This window comes from Flagellimonas abyssi (assembly GCF_019457905.1).
Classification (GTDB): domain Bacteria; phylum Bacteroidota; class Bacteroidia; order Flavobacteriales; family Flavobacteriaceae; genus Flagellimonas; species Flagellimonas abyssi.
In genome coordinates this window covers 307,141-328,990 of sequence record NZ_JAHZSV010000003.1, presented here as the reverse complement: position 1 = coordinate 328,990, position 21,850 = coordinate 307,141, and the positions used below count along the sequence as shown (strand labels likewise).

Below are 21,850 nucleotides of genomic sequence, written 5' to 3'. Positions count from 1 at the left end.
TAATTTATCGGATTTGTTACAGAAGAGACATGCTTTTTATAAAAATAGGCGTGCAAAACGTCTGTAATGCTTAATTTTGCAGCAAAATTCGATACATGAGTCATTTTCATGCCCTAAAAATAGCTGCGGTGGACCGATTGACGCCAAATGCCGTGGCCCTTACCTTTGACATACCGGGAAACTTAAAAGAGGATTACAGCTTTAAAGCTGGTCAATACATTACCTTAAAATTCACTTTGGATGGAAAGGAACTTCGCAGGGCCTATTCCATTTCATCACCCCCTTCGTCCGGCAAATTGACCGTGGGCATCAAAAAAATGGATGGAGGGACTTTTTCCGTCTATGCCAACGAACAATTAAAGGCAGGCGACTCTATAGAGGTGATGTTTCCTGAGGGACGATTTATTTTTGATGAGACCTCGCCAAAAAAATAGCGGCCTTTGCGGCCGGTAGTGGCATTACTCCTATTATGAGCATTGCCCAAACAGTTTTGGAGAGCAACCCAGAAAGCAATTTTGTCTTGGTCTTCGGAAATCAATCTCCCGAAGAGACCATGTATTTTAAGACCATACAATCCATTAAGGAACGTTATGGAGACCGCTTTTTTGTACAGTATGTGTACAGCAGGTCCACCGAGGAAGATGCCCTTTTTGGACGGATAGAGCGTTCGACCGTGAATTTTGTGCTCAAAAACAAGTTCAAGGGAACCGAGTTTGATGGTTTTTACCTTTGTGGCCCAGAAGAAATGATCGAGCAGGTAACGGATACCTTACAAGACAATGGTGTTCCCAAGAAAAAAATCCACTTTGAACTGTTTACCACCGATGATGATGGCGATGACGAGCTTGCCGAAGAACTGGAAGGCAAAACAAGAGTGGAAGTTCTTTTGGACGATGAGACCTTTACCTTTGTAATGGACAAAAAGGAACGGGTGTTGGATGCGGTCCTAAAAGAAGATATAGATGCTCCGTACTCTTGCCAAGGCGGTGTTTGCAGTAGCTGCATTGCCCGACTTACCGAAGGGAAGGTGGAAATGGTAAGGAACCAGATCCTGACCGACAGCGAAATTGAAGAAGGGTTTATCCTCACCTGTCAATCGCATCCTACCACCCCAAGTATAAAGGTGGATTATGACGATGTATAGATTGAAATGACCGAACTAGGTCTTGGTCAACAATTTTTCCAAGGCCCTGCTTCCATGTTCGTACCCTATATTGAAAGCGTTTTCGATACCTTTTTTATCAAGAACGCCTATGGACTCCAATTCGCTAGGCTCGATAAAGAGATCACATTCCATCATCTTCTCATGATTCGATGCATGGATCATTAAACTGGTGACCCTTGCTGTCAACTGAAAGGAATTTCTCAAATCCTTTTTTTCCAAGGGAACGGTTATGGACACGTTGCTCCCAATGGTATAGTCCGCAATATGATGTACATATTCCTTTGGAAAATTGTTCATGATTCCCCCATCGGCATACAGTACATCATCAATGGTTACGGGGCTAAAAACGGGCGGTAAGGCGGCTGATGCCAATAAAGGTTTGATGAGTTCCCCCTCATAAAACACCTTCTCGCTACCTTTCAATAAATCTGTTGCGACCACAAAAAGAGGGCGTTTTAAACTTTTGAAGTTGTTCTCGGGAAAAAAATGCTTAAAAATGCTAAAATACCGCTCCGTGTCGATAAACCCGGGTTTGTTGATGGCAAAAAAGCTATACTGGAACAATGGGGTCTCTTTAAAGAACTTGAGCATATCCTCCACCGAATTGTCGTTGGCATATAGGGCACCGACCAATGCACCGATACTTGTGCCTGCGACCACCTTGGCCTCAATCTGATGTTCGCGCATGGCCTTTATAAGTCCTATATGTGCCATGCCACGGACACCTCCCCCGGAAAGTACCAAGCCTATGGATTTATCTTCAAGCATTTCTTAAAAGTAATACCGTGTAAAGGTAACATAATGATAGTTTTCCAAGGTTACTACAACATTGTATTTCGATTAAAAGACCTCGCTACAATCAAAAAACCAAACCCATTTAGTCAAAACTCCGTAAGTGATTATATAAACTAAAAATTTAATCTCATGAAATCTATTAAAACATTAACGTTACTAATTGCTTGTGCTGGATTTATGACCATCACTACAGGTTTTTCACAAACTAAAATGGTAGGGGGAGCCCCCATGTATCCAAGCAAGGATATTGTTTCCAATGCCGTAAACTCCAAAGACCATACTACTTTGGTCGCTGCCGTAAAAGCTGCTGGATTGGTAGAAACTCTGCAAGGTGAAGGCCCATTTACCGTATTTGCCCCGACCAACAGTGCATTCGAAAAATTGCCCGATGGAACGGTAGCTACATTGCTCAAGCCAGAAAACAAGGCAAAATTGCAGGGTGTACTTACCTATCATGTAGTGGCTGGAAAGTACAACGCCAAAGACTTGAAAAAATGGATTAAGAAAGGTGACGGCATGGCCGAGCTTACCACAGTGAACGGAGATACCTTGACCGCCATGATGGACAAAGGTATGATCATGATCAAGGACGGTGCCGGAAACGTGTCCACTGTAACGATCGCCGACGTGAACCAATCCAATGGGGTTATCCATGTGGTGGATACTGTTGTGTTACCTTCAAAATAAACATTTCCTTCATAATTTGAATTAGTAGAAGAGCGACAATTGTCGCTCTTTTCTTTTTAGATATCTGATAATCAGATTTCCTGTATCACGAGATATTTATTTTTCAGGATCTGTAATCTTGCACAAATACTTTCGACCTAAATGAATAGTGATAATTGTTGTATGTTTAGGTAAAACATTAAATAGAAGAACATGGCCAATTCATATTACGACCCGGCGGACCTTAGAAAATTTGGCAACATCACAGAATGGAGCGAGGAACTGGGCAAAAAGTTTTTTGACTACTACGGAAAGGTTTTTGAGGATGGTGCCCTCAGTGCCCGCGAAAAATCCTTGATTGCCCTGGCCGTGGCTCATGTGGTAAAGTGCCCATACTGTATAGATGCCTATACCAAAGATGGTCTGCAACGTGGCATTACCAAGGAAGAGATGATGGAGGCCGTACACGCCGGTGCAGCTATAGAAAGTGGTGCAACATTGGTACATGGTGTTCAAATGATGAACAAGTACGATAAACTTTCCATGTAACATTGGAACGCTTCGCTTGAAGGAGTTGGACTGAAAAATATTTCAAGTGGAACATCAAGGTTTCCTCTAGGATTATAAAAAGTAGAAATGACGCAAAGCATACTCACGGACATAAAAAAAGCAGCTAAAAAATCGTTGAAAGCGCAGGAAGACGAGCTTGCCAATACCCAAAAACAATTGGAAATATTGAGCGGCGACCTTTTTGCCGGGGGAGAACTTCCGTTTTTTAAGGATAAAATTGCAGAAACAGGTCAATTCCCGTTAAAGCCCAAAAAGTTGGAGGTGCTCCAGATCAACGTGGGATATATGTGCAATCAAGTCTGTGCGCACTGCCATGTGGATGCCGGACCGGACCGTAAGGAAATCATGACGCGGGAAACCATGGAGCAATGTCTGGAGGTCATCCGCAACACCGGGGCACATACTTTGGACCTTACCGGTGGAGCTCCGGAGATGAACCCTGATTTTAGGTGGTTTGTGGAGGAAGCGTCCAAAGCGGGCATCCAGGATTTTATCGTACGCTCCAATTTGACCATCATTTTGGCCAATAAAAAGTACCACGACCTTCCTGAGTTCTTTAAAAAACACAACGTCCATGTGGTATCGTCCATGCCGCACTATACCCGGGGCAAAACCGACAAGCAGCGGGGCGATGGTGTTTTTGACAAATCCATCAAAGCTTTGCAGATGCTCAACCAAGTAGGTTACGGCATGCCAAACAGCGATCTGCGCTTGGATTTGGTCTACAATCCTTCAGGGGCCTTTTTACCTACGGACCAAAGCGCGATGGAACGAGATTTCAAAAAGGCCTTAAAAGAAGATTTTGATATCGATTTCCACAATCTTTTTGCCATCACCAATCTGCCCATTTCACGATTTTTGGACTACCTCATCGCATCCGATAATTACGAGGATTATATGTATTCCTTGGTTGAGGCCTATAATCCGGCCGCAGTTGAAAACGTAATGTGCACCAATACCATCTCGGTGAGTTGGGACGGTTGGTTGTACGACTGCGATTTCAATCAAATGCTGGACCTAAAAGTGGCAAGCAAGGTAAAGCACATCAAGGATTATAATGATGATGTACTGAGCAATCGGGAGATTATCATTTCACAACATTGCTACGGTTGTACCGCAGGGGCCGGTAGTAGTTGCCAGGGAACAGTGGCCTAATCCACTACGGAAGGGAACACGCCCCTTGTGCCCATATCCACAACGTTTTCGCCCAACAAGGGCTCATATTTACGGTTGCCGTTACCATCTTCCCATTCAAAACTTTGGTTGATGGATATGACCACTTCAATATTAATGTCTTCGGATGCATTTGCGGGAATCACCAAAGCCGTTGGAAATTGTCCTGTCACAACACATGAGCCCTCCGGAACCGGAGAGGTATCATCAATTGGGTTGGGCACCGTGGTTTGCGGCGCATTGCCTTGCGTTAATTGCGTTAGGACAAACCCGTTAATATTCCCTTGGGTTTCCAGGCCAAAATACCCTTGGGCCTTATTCCCATTGACATCTACTGTAAGTTTGTCCAAGGTATAATTACCGATATAAGTGTTGTAACCCAAAAAAGACCCAACAGTGGCATCCACATCAATATTATCGTCAACGCCATCCGGCCAGTCGGGAATTTCTGTTTCGGCTCCCTCAAGGTTGTATACGATTTTGTATTTCTGGTACCCAATAGAAGCCCTAAAATATTCATACGTGCCGGCAGCTACGTAACTCAATGGAATGCTAAAGGTGTTGATTTCTTCATTCAAAAACACTTCGCTGTCAAAATCAATGGCTGTGGCTCCCCCGCTTCCCGTAGTGGCGGTCGAAGTGATGGTGGCACCCTCATCATAGGGAGTGAACTTGTCCGGATACAGACCCATAAAATGCAACCCCAGAACATCAAAATCAGGGTTTTGTGCTGCATTTCCTTCGGGAACCGATACAGGATTGCCCAAATTGTCCAATCGCTCGGCTTCGTCATCCATTATAAATGTAATGTTCAACCGCGGTACTTCTTCCGTCGGAATCCCAGTTGATTCATCAACGGAACAGGAAAGTATAGAAATTCCCATAAGCGCGGAAAATAACAAGTTTGTTCTTTTCATAGTTTGTTTTTTATGTGACTTGTGTTAACGTCCATGAAAGGACATGGAAAGTTAAGATAATTGTTTGTATGAAAAAGATACGACTATCGCTTATTGGTTGCTCAATTGTCCAAGATGCCCGTCAATCTATCCAATACTTGCTCTGGTTTGATGGTTTCCATGGCGTTCTCATACCCTTGGGGCAGCTTGTTGCCATAAACCGAGGTCGGAATCAAAGGGTAGATGCCACGGTCGGCCATGAGCGCATTTTCCAGGGGCTGCCCAAATGGATAGAACCCGGCAAACGGATGGGTAACCCCCCAGAGAGTAACTACGGGAATGCCGTAGTTGGCCGCCATGTGGGCATTGCCACTATCCATGGACAACATTACATCCAAGTTGGAAATGAGTTCCAACTCTTCGGATAATTTGAGCTTGCCTGCCATACAAAACACATTTTCACTGGTTTGGGCCATACCTTCCAAGACTTCAATTTCTTTGATCCCTCCGCCAAAAAGCAAAATTTTATACTTATCGGTATCATCCAGTTTTTTGATGATTTCCTTGGTAGATTCCAATGGATACATTTTGCCTTCATGAGCTGCAAAGGGGGCAATCCCTACCCATTTTTTCACATCCTGTCCTACCAATCCCAACACTTTTTTGGAAAGTTGAATACGCTCTAATGGCTTGGCATTTGATAAATCAACCGGGAATCCCAATTGTCCAAAAACATCAGCATAGCGCTGGTGGGTTGTCCTTAGCTGCTCAAAAACTTTGTTTTTAGATCGCGTTAGTGCTTTTTTTTCCTTCCTTCCTTTATCAATTTGGGCAAACGGAACCCGTTCCAGAGAAAAATACTTTTTAAGTATCCTGCTTCGCAACACATTGTGTAGGTCGGCAACGGCATCAAACTGTAAGGGCTTTAATTCTTTATAGAGGCGCCAAAGCCCCATCAAACCTTTGTGTCTATTTTTAACATCGGCCTCTTTGACCTGCACATGCTCCAAGCCATCAAATATGGGCATGAAGTTCTTTTTGGTGAGGATGGTCAACCGAATTTCAGGGTATTTATCAATGATCGCGCGGAGCACGGGAACGGTCATTGCCACATCGCCCATGGCTGACAAACGAATGACCAGAATATGGGTATGTTTACCCTTTTTGACCACGCAACACCGGGTTTAGTTCGTCGTCGTTGTACATCTTCATCTGTTTGTAGACTTTCATGTACTTGTCTCCAGCTTCTATATCGGCCAACAACTGGTCAATGGCGGTGGAAAGGTCTTTCCTCTGTTCCAAAAGCACCGCTAGTTTCTCACTGCATTTTTTAATGTGTTCTGGTGATGCATCGGTACGGTTCACCTCTTCTTGCATGTGATATATTTTCAAAGCCAAGATCGACAATCTATCTATAGCCCATGCGGGACTTTCGGTATTAATGGTAGCACCCTCTTTTACTTGTACTGATTGGTATTTATTCAAAAAGTAACCATCAATATACTCTACCAAATCCGTACGGTCCTGATTACTTGCGTCTATTTTTCGTTTAAGGTCCAAGGCGGCCACAGGGTCTATATTGGGATCCCTGATAATATCCTCGTAATGCCATTGCACGGTATCTATCCAGTTTTTTCTATAAAGCAGATGCTCTACTTTATCCTTTGGATATGGGTTGGTAAACTCTTGGTACACATCGTCCTTGATATGGTAAGTATCTATACTTTCCTGAAATATCTTGAAGGCAAAATCGCTGAACATAGCTTAAAATTTGTTCAAAGATATTGCTTTATGCCATATTTAGTTGAGATGAACGGCAAAAAGCGAACAGGCCAATACCACAAAGCCTACCATTAAAGCTTCCTGAAGCCTTCTTTTTTTCATGGCTTCAAAATAATTGGTAAAAAATACGGCGGCAGGAAAAAAGGTAAGCAAAACGGGCGATGCATCGGCAGGAGTAAAGAGAATAATACCGGTGCCCAAAACAAAGATTAAAAACACGATCCGAAGCAACAGTAATTTACCCCCGCTCACGTTTCTCAGCCTGATGAACACGGCAATGGAAACGAGTATGGTCAAAATCAGATAGATCAATGTCTTTATGTTCAATACCTGAAAGAACGATTTGCTGGTAAAAAGGCCCAAGGAAAATTGATAATGGTCCTCAAAAAAGTTCAATGACCCTTTGAGTTTCAAAACGGTGAACGTAAGTATAAAAATTGTACCTACCCCCAACAATGGAACCAACCAATTTTTGAACGTTTTACGGTCGTAGACCCCGATCACAAAAAAAACGAGGAGCATAAAGGCAAGGGCCCAATCGTAGAACAAACTTGCAATGGCAATCAATAGGGAGGCATCAAAAATTTTGTGTTTGACATTTTTTGTGGACTTGATGGATAATATCCGCCAAAAGGCCAAGAGCAAAAAGAAATTGGCAAACAATACGTTTTGAATCACCAATTCATCGGAAAACGTAACAATCAGAAGTACAAAAAAGAGCATCGCATAGGAGTTGGACTCCGTTGCCTTTTCCGTTCTTACAATTTGATTGGTGATGAAAACCGAGATCAACAAAACCGCAAACAGCATCATTTCCAGGGGGATAACCTGATTGAGTTTTTGGTCGCCCAGTTGAAAAAAAACATTGGTAAAATAGAATAGGAACAGGAAACTGGCGAGAACTATATTGTTTATGGGTTTAGTTTTTCCGAAAAAGCTTGAAATCATCCTATCTTTTGCTACTTTTGTAAAGTAAATATAGCCAAGATGAGCAAGTTTTTTTACGGTATAGAGGACTTATTTGTAAACTACCTTTTCGCACCATTGGATTTTTTCCGCTTTATGCACAGCTGGTGGGGTTCCAACTCCATTAACTGGATTTTTATGATCATCGGTTTTGTGGCGATGGTGTATTGGATGGGCCAGTTGAAGATTTTCAACGAGAACGGTGAAGAGGACAAGAGCATAAGCTCCCACTCATACATCTAGATCGAATCCTAAATCTTTTCGGTAATACATTCCATCAAAATGAAGTTTTTCCATATTTTGATAGGATGTTTTTAGTGCTTCCTTAAAGTCTTTTCCAAAGGAAGTAACCGCTATTACGCGCCCTCCGTTGGTCACTACTTTTCCTTCTGATAGTTTTGTTCCTGCATGGAAAACTAGGGAATCCTGAATGTTCTCCGCCCCTGTGATTTCTTTTCCTTTTTCGTAGGCTTCGGGATACCCTCCGGAAACAGCCATCACCGTTGTTGCCGTTCTTTGGTCAATTTGAAGGTCAATTTGATCAAGCGTGCCGTTGGCCATTGCAACCAAGACATCAACAAGGTCATTTTTAAGCCTAGGAATCACAACTTCGGTCTCGGGATCTCCCATACGAACGTTGTACTCGATTACTTTGGGCTCATCGCCGACTTTGATCAATCCAATAAAGATAAAGCCCACATAAGGCAAATCATCCTTTTTAAGGCCGTCTACGGTCGGTTTTACGATTTTGCGCTCTATCTTGTCCATTAAGACCGAATCGGCAAAAGGAACCGGGGAAATGGCCCCCATGCCGCCTGTGTTGAGTCCGGTGTCTCCCTCACCTATCCTTTTGTAATCTTTTGCGGTGGGAAGGATTTTGTAATTGGTTCCGTCCGTCAAAACAAAACAGCTCAGTTCGATACCGTCCAAGAACTCTTCGATGACCACCGTGGCACTTGCGTTCCCGAATTTGGAATCGACCAGCATGGATTTAAGCTCATCCTTGGCCTCTTGCAAATCTTGAAGGATTAAAACCCCTTTTCCAGCTGCAAGTCCATCTGCTTTTAGTACGTAAGGTGGTTTTAGGGTTTCCAAAAAGGCATACCCCTTTTCCAATGTCTCACTGGTAAAACTTTCGTAAGTTGCCGTTGGAATATTGTGCCGCATCATAAATTCCTTAGCAAATTCCTTGCTGCCTTCCAATTCTGCCGCAGCTTTTTCCGGCCCGATAACAGGAACGGAGTTCAGTTCATCATCATTCAAGAAAAAATCATGTACCCCGTTGACCAGAGGGTCTTCCGGTCCTACCACTACCAATTCGATGCTTTCTTTGAGCACCAATTGTTTGATGGCTTCAAAATCGTTCACCCCCACCTCAACATTTGTGGCAATTTGAGCAGTTCCCGCATTACCGGGTGCTACAAATAATTTGGATGTTTTAGGACTTTGAGAGATTTTAAGGGAGATGGCGTGTTCGCGACCGCCAGAGCCCAGTACCAAGATATTCATGATTTGATGTTTTGGCAAAAATAACTCAATTCAAATTTAATTTAAGGGTTATTTGCAAATGATCTGGGCTTACTTTTCGACACGAATTGCACAAATTCCCACTAAGCCGTTACGGAGCGTAGTTGTCATTTCGAGCGAATGCGAGAAATCTAAAATAAGTCAGATTTCTCAATCGTCACTTCGCTCCTCTTTTCGAAATGACATTTGACGAATGATTTATGGTAAAAACTCTCTGTGGGCCTCCCATAACTTTTCATCCGAAAGTGATTTGAAATACTCGAACACTTTTTTGAGTCCTTCGGAACGATGCACCTTGGGCTCCCAATCCAAGATTTCCTTGGCCCGGGAAATATCGGGCTGACGTTGCATCGGGTCGTCTTGCGGCAATGGTTTGAACACGATTTTTTGGTCGGTTCCCGTTAGTTTGATAATCTCTTCGGCAAACTCCAAAATAGTGGTTTCATCCGGGTTCCCGATGTTGATGGGTTCCACATAATCGCTCATCAACAAGCGATAAATACCCTCGATTTGGTCATCGATATAGGTAAAGGAACGGGATTGCGAGCCATCTCCAAAAACGGTCAAATCCTCTCCACGAAGGGCCTGGCCCATAAAAGCGGGAACAACACGGCCATCGTTGAGCCGCATACGAGATCCATATGTGTTAAAAATCCGTACGATACGCGTGTCCAGACCATGGTGCCGGTGATAGGCCATGGTTATGGATTCCATAAAGCGTTTGGCCTCATCATATACTCCTCGCGGCCCAATGGGACTCACATTTCCATAATATTCCTCATTCTGGGGATGTACCAACGGGTCACCATACACCTCGGATGTGGAGGCGACTAAAATGCGTGCTCCGTGATCTCTGGCCAATCCCAAAAGATTGAGTGTTCCCAAGGAACCAACTTTGAGAGTTTCGATGGGAATCTTTAAATAGTCGATTGGACTTGCAGGAGATGCAAAATGAAGGATATAATCCATCTTGCCCGGAACATGGACAAACTTGGTAACATCGTGATGGAAAAACTCAAACCGCTTTAGGTGGAACAGGTGCTCTATGTTCTTGATATCCCCTGTAATTAGGTTATCCATGCCAATAACATGGTGGCCTTCGGCAATGAATCGGTCACAAAGGTGTGATCCTAAAAACCCGGCTGCTCCTGTGATGAGTGTTTTTTTCATAAGCAACTAATAAGCCTTCGCCTCTCCTTTAAATGCATTGAGTACGGTTTGTACTATGATTTTTATATCAAGAAACAAAGACCAGTTTTCGATATAGAAAATATCGAACTTAATCCGATTTTGTATATCGGTTTCAGTTTCTATTTCTCCTCTATAGCCCCTCACTTGAGCCAAACCGGTAATTCCCGGTTTTACAAAGTGGCGGACCATATACTTGTCCACACTTGTTGCATATTCGTTGGTATGCTTAACCATATGTGGGCGTGGACCCACTACGGACATTGTTCCGAACAAGACATTATAAAATTGAGGCAGCTCATCTATACTGGTCTTTCTTATAAACTTCCCGATTTTGGTGATACGCATGTCATTCTTGGTTGCTTGGATGTTATCTGCATTGACATTTGGCGCCATTGACCGGAACTTATAGCAATAGAACTCCCTATTGTCAATACCATTCCGTGTCTGTCTGAAAAAGACAGGTCCTTTTGATTCCAAAGTAATCAATATTGCTAGAATAGGTGTGAGCCACGACAGCAATCCCAGAATTATTATAAGAGAAAAAAGAATGTCGAAACTTCTTTTGATGAAAGCATTGATCGGGTTTTCCAAGGGTATATCACGAAGTGATAGAACAGGAATATAATCGTAGTACTCAAACTTTAATTTTTTGGCGAAAATATTCTTGTTGTCCGGAATAAACTTTAATGTTTTTAAGTTATTATCTGCAAAACTGATGAACATGGCTATCTCCTCGTTTTTAAGTTCCGAAACGGAGCAATAGATTTCATCAATATTATTGTCTTGGACATATTCAAAGCAATGTTCAATATCAAAACCTACTGATTTAGTGGAAAACTGCTTTTGAAAATTATACCCAAACTCCCTTCTTTCCTGAAAAACTTTTCTCAGTTGATCTGTTTTTTTATTTTTTCCAATGATTACCACATTCCTTAAATTTCCTTTTACTTTCTCTCTATACTCCATAAGCAAGAGGTAGCTCAAAAGCTTTATGATTGAAATTGAGGCAAAAACTAAAACAAAGTATTCTCCCAAAGCCAGTCTGCTTATGACGGGCTGTTTAAAGAAACCGATAAACGCGTACAATATCAAAAAGAAAAAAACGAATTGTACAAATATCAACCTGAAAATGTAGGTCACCTTTGCAAATCTATAAATCGTATAAAAATTGTTTTTTGTAGATATAACTATCCATGCTAACGTTATGTATAAATGGATTAGTATTGGTGTTTGAAAATTTATTGGGAGAATATATAGAAACAGATTCAATACCACCAAATCAATAGTGTAGGAAATGGGGGTTATTAGGTTTGAATATCTGTGCTGTTTGAAAAACATGCGTTAACCAATCTTATTAGGTTTCACAATTATTAAACTTGATCAATTACTTCCGAATGTATGTTTTAAATATTTTAACAAAATCAAGTCTAGGTATAAGGCTTAAAATATATTCTTTAAAAGACGCTTTAGTAAGTCTATAAACCAAGAAGCGCCAACTAGGTACTAAAAGAAGTATCATAGCAAAAATCATCGAAGTTGGCACTATCTCAATTGAAAATTGGGAGCCAATTAAAATACATACGGGCATTACCAATAATGAAATCAAATTCCAATAAAATTCCAAGTCAGTTCGCCCAGTAGCTATTACTAAACTTCCTATTGGATTTCCAATAGCCCTGAAAATCATATAAACAGAAAGCAGTCGAACCAACAAAACCACATCACCATAACCCGTACCATACAACACCTCCACAATAAATGGAGCAAAAATTATTATCCCCAAATATACTGGAATATTTACTGTCATTACATAATTCAAGAATTTAAGATAATTCTTTCTAAGGTCAGACAAACTGTGCTGCATCTGGGCCAAAACAGGGCTAGCCACCTTTGTGAAAATTGGGTTTAGTATTTGTGTTGGTCTATAAACTAATTGTTTTGCCAAACTATATCCACCAAGTATTTCCTGGCCAAAAACCTTTCCGATAATTAGTATATCCAGATCCCGATTAAAATAGTTTATTACCTGACCTCCAACTTGATAAATTCCGATTTTTAAAAAAGGCTTGGTTTCTCGGTATTTAAAATGAGATAGAAGGCCATACTTTCTATAACCATGAATAAAATAAAGTAAATTCTGGGTAAAATATTGAAGTAGTGCAGAATAAACCAAAGATAATATACCATAATTATTCATGGCTAAAACTACTGCAAGCAAAACAGAAATTATGGCTGCGATAATCTCATAAATACTAATTCTTCTAAAATGCAAAACCTTAGCCTCCATGGTTTTAAAAATTCGTCCTATGGCAGATGCAATTATGTTCAACCCCAAGAGGGGAATCAAAATGGATAGCCTAGGTTCCTCGTAAAAATCTGCAATAAAAGGACTCACAAAAAATAATAGAGCATATAAGAGCAAACTAAATCCGATATTAAACCAATAAAGGCTTGCATACTCTTTTTTTGCAATGTTCTGTTTGTGTAAGATGGCGGAAGTGAGGCCCATATCTGTAAAAAGGTCGGTGAAACCAAGAACAAACATAATAAGGGCCATTAAGCCAAAATCTGACTTTTCCAAAAAACGAGTCAGTATGGATATTTTCAACAATGCTGTCAAGGCTACAACAATAGTTCCAACTGTTGTCCATTTGATTCCAGAAACAATCTCTAACCTTTTGTTGTTTTTATCCACTTAAGTCTATTGATTACTTTTACGCTCCTTAATCTATCCAAGTATTAACACTTCCCTACTGACCAAAAAATTTATTGATTACTTTACAAATATTTTTAACACTCTCTTCTTCAAGTTCATAAAAAAGAGGAAGCCTAACAAGGCAATTAGAATAATGGTCAGACCAAGGAAGGTGTTCTGGTAGATGCTTCTTGAGGTAATATTTACTGGTATGTAGAGAAAGATAATGAAACACTGCATGTATTCCATTATTTCTTAGGTGTTGGATAAAATCATCTCTCTGATCCAAATTTTTGGTTATAATATAAAACATGTGCGCATTATTAGTTGCATAGTCTGGGATTTGAGGAGTCTGTAATAGTTTTTTTTCATCAAGCTCTTTTAGGCCCTGATTATACAAATTCCAAAGCTTGATGCGTTTCTCCTGTATCGGCTGTAAATGCTCTAACTGCGCATACAAAAATGCCGATATCAATTCTGAAGGCAAAAATGATGACCCAGTATCCACCCATCCATACTTATCTACTTCACCCTTAAAAAAGGCAGATCTATTTGTTCCCTTTTCCCATATAATTTCAGCCCTTTCCTCAAAAGTGGAATCATTAATAGATAAAAGCCCCCCTTCTCCGGAGATGATATTTTTTGTTTCATGAAAAGAGAAAGTGCCTAAATGACCTATGCCTCCCAGCGGTTTACCCCTGTAATATGAGTCAATAGCTTGAGCCGCATCTTCAACCACATAAATTCCATGTTTGTTTGCGATACTCATTATTTTGTCCATATCACAAGCAACTCCCGCATAATGAACAACAACAATAGCCTTTGTTTTTGGTGTTACTAAGTTTTCAACCAAACTCTCATCAATCCCTGGATGGTCTTTTCTACTATCAGCGAAAACGATTTTCGCACCTTGTCTTACAAAGGCCAAGGCTGAAGAAACAAACGTATACGATGGCACTATAATCTCATCTCCTTCCGAAATGTTCAGCAGAATAGCAGCCATTTCTAGGGCATCGGTACATGATGTGGTCAGCAACGTTTTCTTGAAGTCAAATTTTTCTTCAAAAAACATTTGTGCTTTCTGGGTATACTTCCCGTTTCCGGAAAGCTTTCCCGAATGTACCGAGTCGTAAATATAATGTGTTTCTTTTCCCGTTAAATAGGGCTTATTAAATGGAATCATTTGCTCTTATATATCTTACAGGGTTTCCAACATACAAGCCACTTTCAACGATATCTTTTATAACTACGGCCCCGGCCCCTATTTGTGTGTTTTTAATAATTTCAACATTGTCAATTATTGTACAATTAATACCCAATATGGTACATTCCCCAACCTTAACAAAGCCGGCTATGGCCACCCTCGGAGACAAAAAACAGTGTTGCTGTATCACTGTGTCGTGTGCTATAGAAGTTCCAATATTTAACAGTACATTATCTTTAACATCTACATTGGCATCAATAATGCACATGGGATAAACGACAATACCCTCACCCAATCTGGCAGTGGAATCTACATGGGAGGTTGAATGAACTACACTGCCAAAAGGTATGATGCCCTTAAATCTTTCAAAAAAACTTTTTCGGGCGGCTATATGCTTATATCCGATTGCAATAATAAGTTCATCAAAACTATCCTTTTCATACTCGCTTTTAACCTGGTTTGATTTTCCTAGAACTGGATATCCGTTTACAACTTTTTCCTCCGTAAAATCATCAAAAAAAACTATCTCTTTGTAATGGTTGTCATTAATTGCAAAGTTAGCTATTTGTTGCCCTAATTCACCTGATCCTATAATCGCCAATATTTTCACAAAACTTTCGAATTATTTTTTACCTTCAATTTCTATATAAGAACCCGTTCTTTAGCTTTATAGATTAAATAGCCTGAACGATCATTGCTATTTTTTATCCTTAAAAGCTCTTTCCCCATTATACTTTTTTCTACATCAAACATATTCTTCCTCTCAAAAAAAGGTAAAAGTCTTTCCGTTTCTTTACTTAAAAAATATACCCCAGAACAATTATTGTTCGATGATCTAATACTATTGATATCAAATCTATCCAAAGCCACATTAATAACTCCTTCCAAGAAATCATATCCTGTGGACAATTCAACAAGATGTGAGCCTATAAAATCTCCTCCCATCCTTGCTCCTACTTCAATGATATAAACGCTTCCATTTTTGGTAATCTTAAATTCTGTATGCCCAGCTCCATTCTCCACACCAACCGATGTTAGCGCCTTTTTTGTTTCATCCTCAAGGGTTCTCTTTACCTCCTCGTTACACATAGTGGGTTGATGATGAGAAAGCTCTACAAAATTTGGCGCTCCAGTTGTAATCTTATCTGTTATGGCCAATACATAATGGTTTCCTTTCCATGAAATACTTTCAACGCTAACCTCAATTCCATCTATAAACTCTTCAACTATGCAAGCCCCTGTTAATGATTCCTTACATGCTTCATTTATAGCCTCTGATAATTCATATTTATCGTTAACTTTAGTAACTCCTCTACTTCCAGACCTATCTACTGGTTTAACAATTACTGGAAAATTAGGAGTCAATTTTTCCACTTGTCCTGATTTAATATTCCAAAATTTAGGGGAATTAACATTAAAATCAACAAACTTCAACCTCATCTTTAACTTGTTGGTAGAGCATATGGCTGATTCGTATGAATTCACACATAAACCTAGTTTTTCCCCAACATAAGATACAGTAGGAATTGCAATATCTGTAGCAATAGTAGTAATTCCTTTAATTTTTATCGCTGAACAAATTTCAAGTATCCTTTCCTTATCCAAAACTGAAATTGGGTAAAAAAAATCTGCCACACCTTCACACATCGCTCCCTCTTTCCAAGCAAAACAATGCGTCTCAATTCCCATTTGCCTTGCTTTTTCCACCAATGGCAATTGTAGATAGCTAGCGCCAATAATTGCAATTTTTTCTCGCATTATAGACTTTCTATATTCTTAATATGTGAGGTAAACTGGTTGTTCTCCCAATCAATAAAACCACCATATATCCAGGGCTTATTCATTTGACTCTTTAGGTGATTCTCTTTCCACACCGAGGAACTCTCTATCTTCTTGACCCTTATCTCAAATTTTGCGTCTTTAAGAGAAACTCCATTTTTATGGGCCCAAAAAGCCGTAAAATCTCTAACGCCTTTTTCCAATTTAGCTTGATCAACATTACGGCCATTAACGCGGAACGTCCATTTCACCCAATTAAAAGAGTATAAGTACGTTGAGGGCATTCCTTTTTCATTAATTATGGGTAAAAATTTTTCCGACCCATCTTTTTGTACATAGGTAACCGCAATTATATGATTGTAGCCATCAAAATGGATTTTATCGGTAAAAACCACATGATGCGTTATACCCAAAAATGTCTTACTTACTTTTTCAACAAATGAAATTGTTTTTTCCATGGCCAGGTCCACTTGTGTGTCATTAAGCCCCACTAACTCCTTTATATGCTCTGAAACATAACTTTTATAAATAAGCAAACTTTGCACTATTAAAGCAAAGACAATATAAAAATGTATGAGTTTAAATTTTAAGTCCCTTAAAGTTATGTTATGTAAAAGCTTAAACTTGGAATCATCTACTATTTGGGGCGGAGTATAGCCACAGTTGTCATCGGTACAACGCTCTGTGTTACGATTCTCGGCAACATAGCCATACACGGTTTTGGCCAAGTGATAAATGCCTGGAAGCCTTAAAAATATTGATAAGGGAATCAAGCACCAAATATGTCCCATTATCTGCACGTAGGTATCTATTCCGGTATATACTTTACCCTTCCGGTCAACACTATGAATATCACCCAGAAGTACTTCTTGTCCTATATGTTGTAGACTGTTGTTTTCTTGAGCATCATATTGTACCGTCAAAAACTTAATTTTTCTGTTTTGGTTTAAATGCTCCACTGTGATTTTAGTACGAACACAAAGTGGGCATTCAGTATCATAATATACTTTTAAGGCAGGTGATTTGACTTTGACTCTAAAGATTTTTTCCCAAAAAGAAATGGGTACTATTAATATGTAAATTGCACAAGCTGTAAGAGCAAACCACGGGATTGGAAAAGAAATCAATATCCCTACATGAAGCCCTAAGCCAATAATGATAAGTGGTAGCCTCCACCTTTTTCTAAAAAATAAAAACAATAACACAGTTTCAAAAGCAATAGTAAGATATCCTAAAAACTTAACCGCAATCTCATTGTTTAACAGCCATGAAGTGTTGTTATGAGTAATCATTGGCAATGAAGAAGGTTCCCAAACACCTAACCCATTATACCACATTGGAGAACCCAATTTCCAAAAAACGGAATCAACATATACCAACGCCAAACCAGATAGTACAGGAATAAAATAATATATCTGGGAAATTTTTTGAGGTGGATTGTATTGGAACGTGGTATTGGAATACTTTAATTTTATTAATAGCCTGTCCAAAGAAAAACATTGACTGACAGGAAGAAACATGAACAAAAAATTTATGCCCATATATGCATAAAACACATGATATTCATAAGTGTTGATCGAACCGATCAGAACCAGTCCCATAATATAATTTAAAATAGAGAAAAAACGGGTGAACAAGCCGAACAGCAAAAAGCAAACGGATAAAAACCAAATGCCAATTGGTATTGCAAAGTTAATCTCGGCAGGCTCAACAAAAGGTATGCCGTCAAATATCAAGTGCCTAAAATAATAGATTTGGACAATTTCACACATCAAAATAATTGTGTACACCATTCTAAATACAGCCAACCCAATACCATTGACTTCCATGTCATAAAACCTTCTAGTAAATTCAATAAACTTCATCAGTAAGATATAATTGGTTGGTGACTAAACAAGAAACGCTTGGCATTTAACCCTCCTGTCATCTAGAGAAACACTCCATGAAATAATCCAAATATTTTTTGTTGATTTTTTCCCAGCTATAAAAGTCTTTGATTTTCCTCTCATTAGCACGAATCAAATGTTCATGGTCTTTCTTTACTAAGGTATCCAATATCTTGGAAACCCTTTCCTTGTCGCTAAAGTAAAATGCATTTTCTCCTAAAACAGACTTGTTAAAAATATTGTCATGGGCCACAATGAATGAATTGGATGCCATGGCCTCCAATAATGATGGATTGGTACCACCTACCGAATGACCATGAAAATATAGATTGGAAAAATATCTAAGATTGTTTAAATGTAATTGATTATATATTCCTCCTAGAAATACGATTCGTTTTTCATCAGCATATTTTTGCTTTAAATATTCCCCAAACCTTGTTTCGTACTTCCCGATTACTAAAAACGGTAAATCCGATTCGGACATTACAACTCCGTCCAATATTTTTTCAATGTTGTTCTCTGGTTCCAACCTGGCTATCAACATATTATATAGGTAAGGTTTCGCCTCGTTATATTGCTCAATATCATTTTCATTGGGTTGATTAAAAATATTGGCTCCGTATGCAATAAATTGGGATTCTGCGTTATAGGTCTCCATCAAATATTTTTTTATTCCGATAGAATCTGAAATCAGAAAATCACTGTTATTTACCGCCCATTTCTCGGCTTTTTTTAGAAAATACCTGATATTTTTGGAGTACTTCGATCTTTTCCATTCCAACCCGTCCATATTTGTTATTATCAGGGTGTTCTTCGGCATGAGCCAATGCCATATGGAGCTGCTCGTGTATCCAAGCTGAAGCAAAATATCAAAATCCCTTTTACGGGAATCAATAATACAGTTTAAATCATAGATAAACTGACCGGCAGTCCCAATTTTCTCTTCGGCATCATAACAATGTATAATCTTTGCGCCGTTGAATACTTTTTTTTTATATGGATGTGTGTGTGAGTTATAAACATACACTTCGTGCCCTAGACTTGCCAAGTAAACAGAGAAGTGTTCGGCAAATTGTTCAAAACCTCCATGATAGTTTGGTACTCCTCTAGTTCCGAGTATGGCTATTTTCATAATTCATAATAAAAAAAGTATTCATAAAAATAAAAACAACGATGCCCTTGTTTCTGGAAAGCACACATTCAAAGACAAATATTGACAAAATAAGTATCAAAAAAAACAAATGAAACCCAGATTTATTTTTGATGGAACAATAAACGCTATATCCGAGGTAAATTAAAAATAATAAAAGGCCAAGAATTCCATAGCTAACCAAATATTGTAGGTATTGATTATGAAGGTTATATCCTTCGAACCAATTAGGGGCAAGTCCATACTGCATGTAGTAAAGATCAATATGTTTCTGAACATCGCCTATGCCGTAGCCAAAAAGTAGTCTTCCATCATCAATAACATGAAATAACCCAATTTTGAACATTAGATACCTAATTTCCAAGTCACTTACCTGTTCTTTTTCATCATTAGAAAAGACCTTGGCCAATCCTATATCATTGGTAGGCTCGAACGGCTCAAGGTCAAAGGTCAATCCCTGGGAAAATCTATCTGAGGTCAATGAGTTCATGAATATTGGCCCACACAGCAAAATAATTCCAAGTATCAACATTGGAAATATTCTTTTTCTTAAGGCCCCTTGGACCAGCTTAATAAAATATATGGTCATGAATATGATGAGGACCGCTTTTGATGCACAAAGCAGTAGCCCAATTAACGCAATGCCTATTGTCAAGGTAAGAAACACCAATTCGCTTAGGTTAACTTTGCCTTGACCTTTGAAATGAAATGTTAGAAAATATATTGTCACCCCCAGATTGATTGCAATATAAACAGGGTGGAGGTCAAAGAAAGAGCCCAGTTCGTGAAAAAATAAAACATCCGTATCGGCACCCGCAAAAATTCGCATTACACCAACAACCAATAATACTAAAAATGATAGAATACTGCTAAAAGAAAACACACTTAGAACAATATTCTTTTCTTTTTCATTTAGTGGGCGAGTATATCCAACAACAAATGGCAAAAGGATAAGAAACAGGTTTTTTTCCACTTGTTTAAAACCCGCATTAACATCGTCGCTCAACAATGTGCTCGAAATGATATACCCAAAAAAAAGAACGGGAAGTATAAATGCGCTTGATGATAAAAAACTTAAATCAGCCTTTTCTTTCTTAGACAAAAACTCATAAAAGAGAATAAGCAACCCGATAATAACAGCTATATTTCCAATATTGATAGGAAATGGTATGCCTCCAGCTGTTAAACATAAAACAAGGAGATTCCAATTGATTTTAAAGCTCCAATTCTTTGGCTTATCCATGCTGTTCTAATATGCTAAGAATTTTAGTTGTCTTTGCTTGCCACGAATGCTCTTCAATCCTTAAATATTTCTTGTTGTTCTCCATTGAGCTGATGGCCTCTGAGAATTCATTTTTGTCATGTGCAACATATATATATTCTCCAAGATCTTCCAAGCCATTCCCATTTGTACCAACTACTTTTTTTTGGAGAAGAAGGTATTCATACGCTTTCATGGAATCCCCTCCATGCTGTCCCTCATTTATGTTGTATGGAACAATACATATATCAAAACTCTTTACATAGTTAGGATAAACATCATATTTTTTGTCTCCCAAAAAATGTACGTTTTTTCTTTTGACTATCTTTCCAAAGATATTCTTATCAAGAATTTGTCCAACAAAAACAAATGAGATGTCAGGATTTTCTTTGGTTAAAAAATTTATCAAATCATAATCCATCAAATATGATATCTTACCTCCAAAACCAACAATAGGTCTTTTAATGTTCTTAATATCATCGGGAACCTCATGATTACCGGATGCAAAACTGGACTTAACGCCGTTTTTTACCAAATCTATACTCTCTACGTTAAACCTTTTTTTATAAAATCCTATGTTTTCATTGGAGTTTGTAATCCAATTTGGGATTTGCTCTGCCATTACTTTATAGCCTTCTTCAAGTAAATGCGCAAAGTCTTGGTACAATGGGAACTTTAAAAAATTATCCCAGGCATCAAATAACTTGTTATTAGTTTTAATATCAGCTGCCAATTTAAATGCAAAAATGTTCTGAGAAATGAGACATGGGGTTTTCATGCCAAGCCTATCACAACACTCCATTACAAAATCGGCATACTCCCTGTCAGAATATTTTTGAATAAACCAAAGGTGTTTTTTGGACAATTGTCCAATAATATCCTTTGAATGATAATCTGCCACAAAGATATTATCTCCAACTTGAGTCAAGGTAAATTTTCCTTTTCTGAAGACTTGTTTTCCGTTCAGCGCCCTTTTATGTTTTTTGTATAAAAGCTCTAACCATGTCAATGGTCTATTAACGACAAGTATTTTGTTGACATCTTCATTTTTGGCCAATGCTTGAATAAAATGCACATCCCGGGTTCTAAAACCTTCGTGTTCACTTTTTCTCCAGTCATGAAATGGTATGACGACTATATCCAT

20 protein-coding genes and 1 pseudogene are annotated in these 21,850 nt (G+C 39.0%); 5 read left to right on the top strand and 16 right to left on the bottom strand.

From position 1 onward, the window contains the following. Nucleotides 1–95: 95 nt before the first annotated feature. Nucleotides 96–1,144 (top strand): annotated as a pseudogene (locus tag K1F36_RS04090) (2Fe-2S iron-sulfur cluster-binding protein). Between the two features lie 15 nt (nucleotides 1,145–1,159). On the opposite strand, the gene K1F36_RS04085 reads toward K1F36_RS04090, so the two are convergent. After that, nucleotides 1,160–1,933 (bottom strand): patatin-like phospholipase family protein, encoded by a 774-nt coding sequence (locus tag K1F36_RS04085; RefSeq protein WP_220112659.1) that lies wholly within the window; start codon nucleotides 1,931–1,933, stop codon nucleotides 1,160–1,162. Nucleotides 1,934–2,089: 156 nt separating this feature from the next. Between K1F36_RS04085 and K1F36_RS04080 the strand changes: the two genes are divergently transcribed. From K1F36_RS04080 to arsS, 3 genes are all read left to right on the top strand, one after another. Continuing rightward, nucleotides 2,090–2,647 carry a fasciclin domain-containing protein gene (locus K1F36_RS04080; RefSeq protein WP_207031231.1) on the top strand — a complete coding sequence of 186 codons (558 nt, stop codon included), beginning with the start codon at nucleotides 2,090–2,092 and terminating at the stop codon, nucleotides 2,645–2,647. A gap of 192 nt (nucleotides 2,648–2,839) precedes the next feature. Beyond that, a complete protein-coding gene (locus tag K1F36_RS04075; RefSeq protein WP_220112658.1) occupies nucleotides 2,840–3,175 on the top strand; it encodes an arsenosugar biosynthesis-associated peroxidase-like protein in 336 nt (111 codons plus the stop codon). An 87-nt stretch (nucleotides 3,176–3,262) separates the two neighbouring features. Next, nucleotides 3,263–4,351, top strand: coding sequence for an arsenosugar biosynthesis radical SAM (seleno)protein ArsS (gene arsS / locus K1F36_RS04070; protein WP_220112657.1), 1,089 nt, complete (start codon nucleotides 3,263–3,265; stop codon nucleotides 4,349–4,351). Here arsS and K1F36_RS04065 read toward each other — a convergent pair. The 4 genes from K1F36_RS04065 to K1F36_RS04050 form a co-directional block, all read right to left on the bottom strand. Next, nucleotides 4,348–5,286, bottom strand: coding sequence for a hypothetical protein (locus K1F36_RS04065; protein WP_220112656.1), 939 nt, complete (start codon nucleotides 5,284–5,286; stop codon nucleotides 4,348–4,350). The genes arsS and K1F36_RS04065 overlap by 4 nt on opposite strands. Before the next feature lie 101 nt (nucleotides 5,287–5,387). Beyond that, a complete protein-coding gene (locus K1F36_RS04060) occupies nucleotides 5,388–6,437 on the bottom strand; it encodes a glycosyltransferase family 9 protein (RefSeq protein WP_313790060.1) in 1,050 nt (349 codons plus the stop codon). Next, a complete protein-coding gene (locus tag K1F36_RS04055) occupies nucleotides 6,421–7,026 on the bottom strand; it encodes a DUF4254 domain-containing protein (RefSeq protein ID WP_220112655.1) in 606 nt (201 codons plus the stop codon). Before K1F36_RS04055 ends, K1F36_RS04060 begins: the two co-directional genes overlap by 17 nt. A gap of 39 nt (nucleotides 7,027–7,065) precedes the next feature. Next, nucleotides 7,066–7,995, bottom strand: coding sequence for a DUF6427 family protein (locus K1F36_RS04050; protein WP_220112654.1), 930 nt, complete (start codon nucleotides 7,993–7,995; stop codon nucleotides 7,066–7,068). A 39-nt stretch (nucleotides 7,996–8,034) separates the two neighbouring features. Here K1F36_RS04050 and K1F36_RS04045 point away from each other — a divergent pair, with 39 nt between their 5' ends. Next, the gene (locus tag K1F36_RS04045) at nucleotides 8,035–8,256 is read left to right on the top strand and encodes a DUF6341 family protein (RefSeq protein ID WP_108245594.1); all 222 of its coding nucleotides are present in this window, start codon (nucleotides 8,035–8,037) and stop codon (nucleotides 8,254–8,256) included. Here K1F36_RS04045 and purD read toward each other — a convergent pair. The 11 genes from purD to K1F36_RS03990 form a co-directional block, all read right to left on the bottom strand. Next, complete coding sequence (gene purD / locus K1F36_RS04040; protein WP_220112653.1) at nucleotides 8,245–9,522, bottom strand: phosphoribosylamine--glycine ligase; 1,278 nt, start codon at nucleotides 9,520–9,522, stop codon at nucleotides 8,245–8,247. The two genes, K1F36_RS04045 and purD, sit on opposite strands and share 12 nt — an antisense overlap. A gap of 216 nt (nucleotides 9,523–9,738) precedes the next feature. Beyond that, nucleotides 9,739–10,710, bottom strand: coding sequence for a UDP-glucuronic acid decarboxylase family protein (locus tag K1F36_RS04035; protein WP_220112652.1), 972 nt, complete (start codon nucleotides 10,708–10,710; stop codon nucleotides 9,739–9,741). A gap of 6 nt (nucleotides 10,711–10,716) precedes the next feature. Continuing rightward, a complete protein-coding gene (locus K1F36_RS04030; protein ID WP_220112651.1) occupies nucleotides 10,717–12,069 on the bottom strand; it encodes an undecaprenyl-phosphate glucose phosphotransferase in 1,353 nt (450 codons plus the stop codon). Between the two features lie 46 nt (nucleotides 12,070–12,115). Beyond that, nucleotides 12,116–13,426: an MOP flippase family protein gene (locus tag K1F36_RS04025; RefSeq protein ID WP_220112650.1), complete on the bottom strand. Its 1,311-nt coding sequence runs from the start codon at nucleotides 13,424–13,426 to the stop codon at nucleotides 12,116–12,118. A gap of 55 nt (nucleotides 13,427–13,481) precedes the next feature. Further along, entirely contained in the window at nucleotides 13,482–14,609 is a 1,128-nt protein-coding gene (gene rffA, locus K1F36_RS04020; RefSeq protein ID WP_220112649.1) for a dTDP-4-amino-4,6-dideoxygalactose transaminase, read from the bottom strand. Further along, entirely contained in the window at nucleotides 14,596–15,240 is a 645-nt protein-coding gene (locus K1F36_RS04015) for an acetyltransferase (RefSeq protein ID WP_220112648.1), read from the bottom strand. Before K1F36_RS04015 ends, rffA begins: the two co-directional genes overlap by 14 nt. Before the next feature lie 32 nt (nucleotides 15,241–15,272). Then, complete coding sequence (locus tag K1F36_RS04010; RefSeq protein ID WP_258538930.1) at nucleotides 15,273–16,388, bottom strand: ATP-grasp domain-containing protein; 1,116 nt, start codon at nucleotides 16,386–16,388, stop codon at nucleotides 15,273–15,275. Continuing rightward, nucleotides 16,388–18,274, bottom strand: a complete 1,887-nt coding sequence (locus K1F36_RS04005; protein WP_220112647.1) for a DCC1-like thiol-disulfide oxidoreductase family protein — start codon at nucleotides 18,272–18,274, stop codon at nucleotides 16,388–16,390. The genes K1F36_RS04010 and K1F36_RS04005 overlap by 1 nt, the downstream gene beginning before the upstream one ends. Nucleotides 18,275–18,332: 58 nt before the next feature. Further along, complete coding sequence (locus K1F36_RS04000) at nucleotides 18,333–19,427, bottom strand: DUF1972 domain-containing protein (RefSeq protein ID WP_220112646.1); 1,095 nt, start codon at nucleotides 19,425–19,427, stop codon at nucleotides 18,333–18,335. After that, nucleotides 19,402–20,688, bottom strand: coding sequence for an O-antigen ligase family protein (locus K1F36_RS03995; RefSeq protein ID WP_220112645.1), 1,287 nt, complete (start codon nucleotides 20,686–20,688; stop codon nucleotides 19,402–19,404). Before K1F36_RS03995 ends, K1F36_RS04000 begins: the two co-directional genes overlap by 26 nt. After that, nucleotides 20,681–21,850 carry a glycosyltransferase gene (locus K1F36_RS03990; RefSeq protein WP_220112644.1) on the bottom strand — a complete coding sequence of 390 codons (1,170 nt, stop codon included), beginning with the start codon at nucleotides 21,848–21,850 and terminating at the stop codon, nucleotides 20,681–20,683. The genes K1F36_RS03995 and K1F36_RS03990 overlap by 8 nt, the downstream gene beginning before the upstream one ends.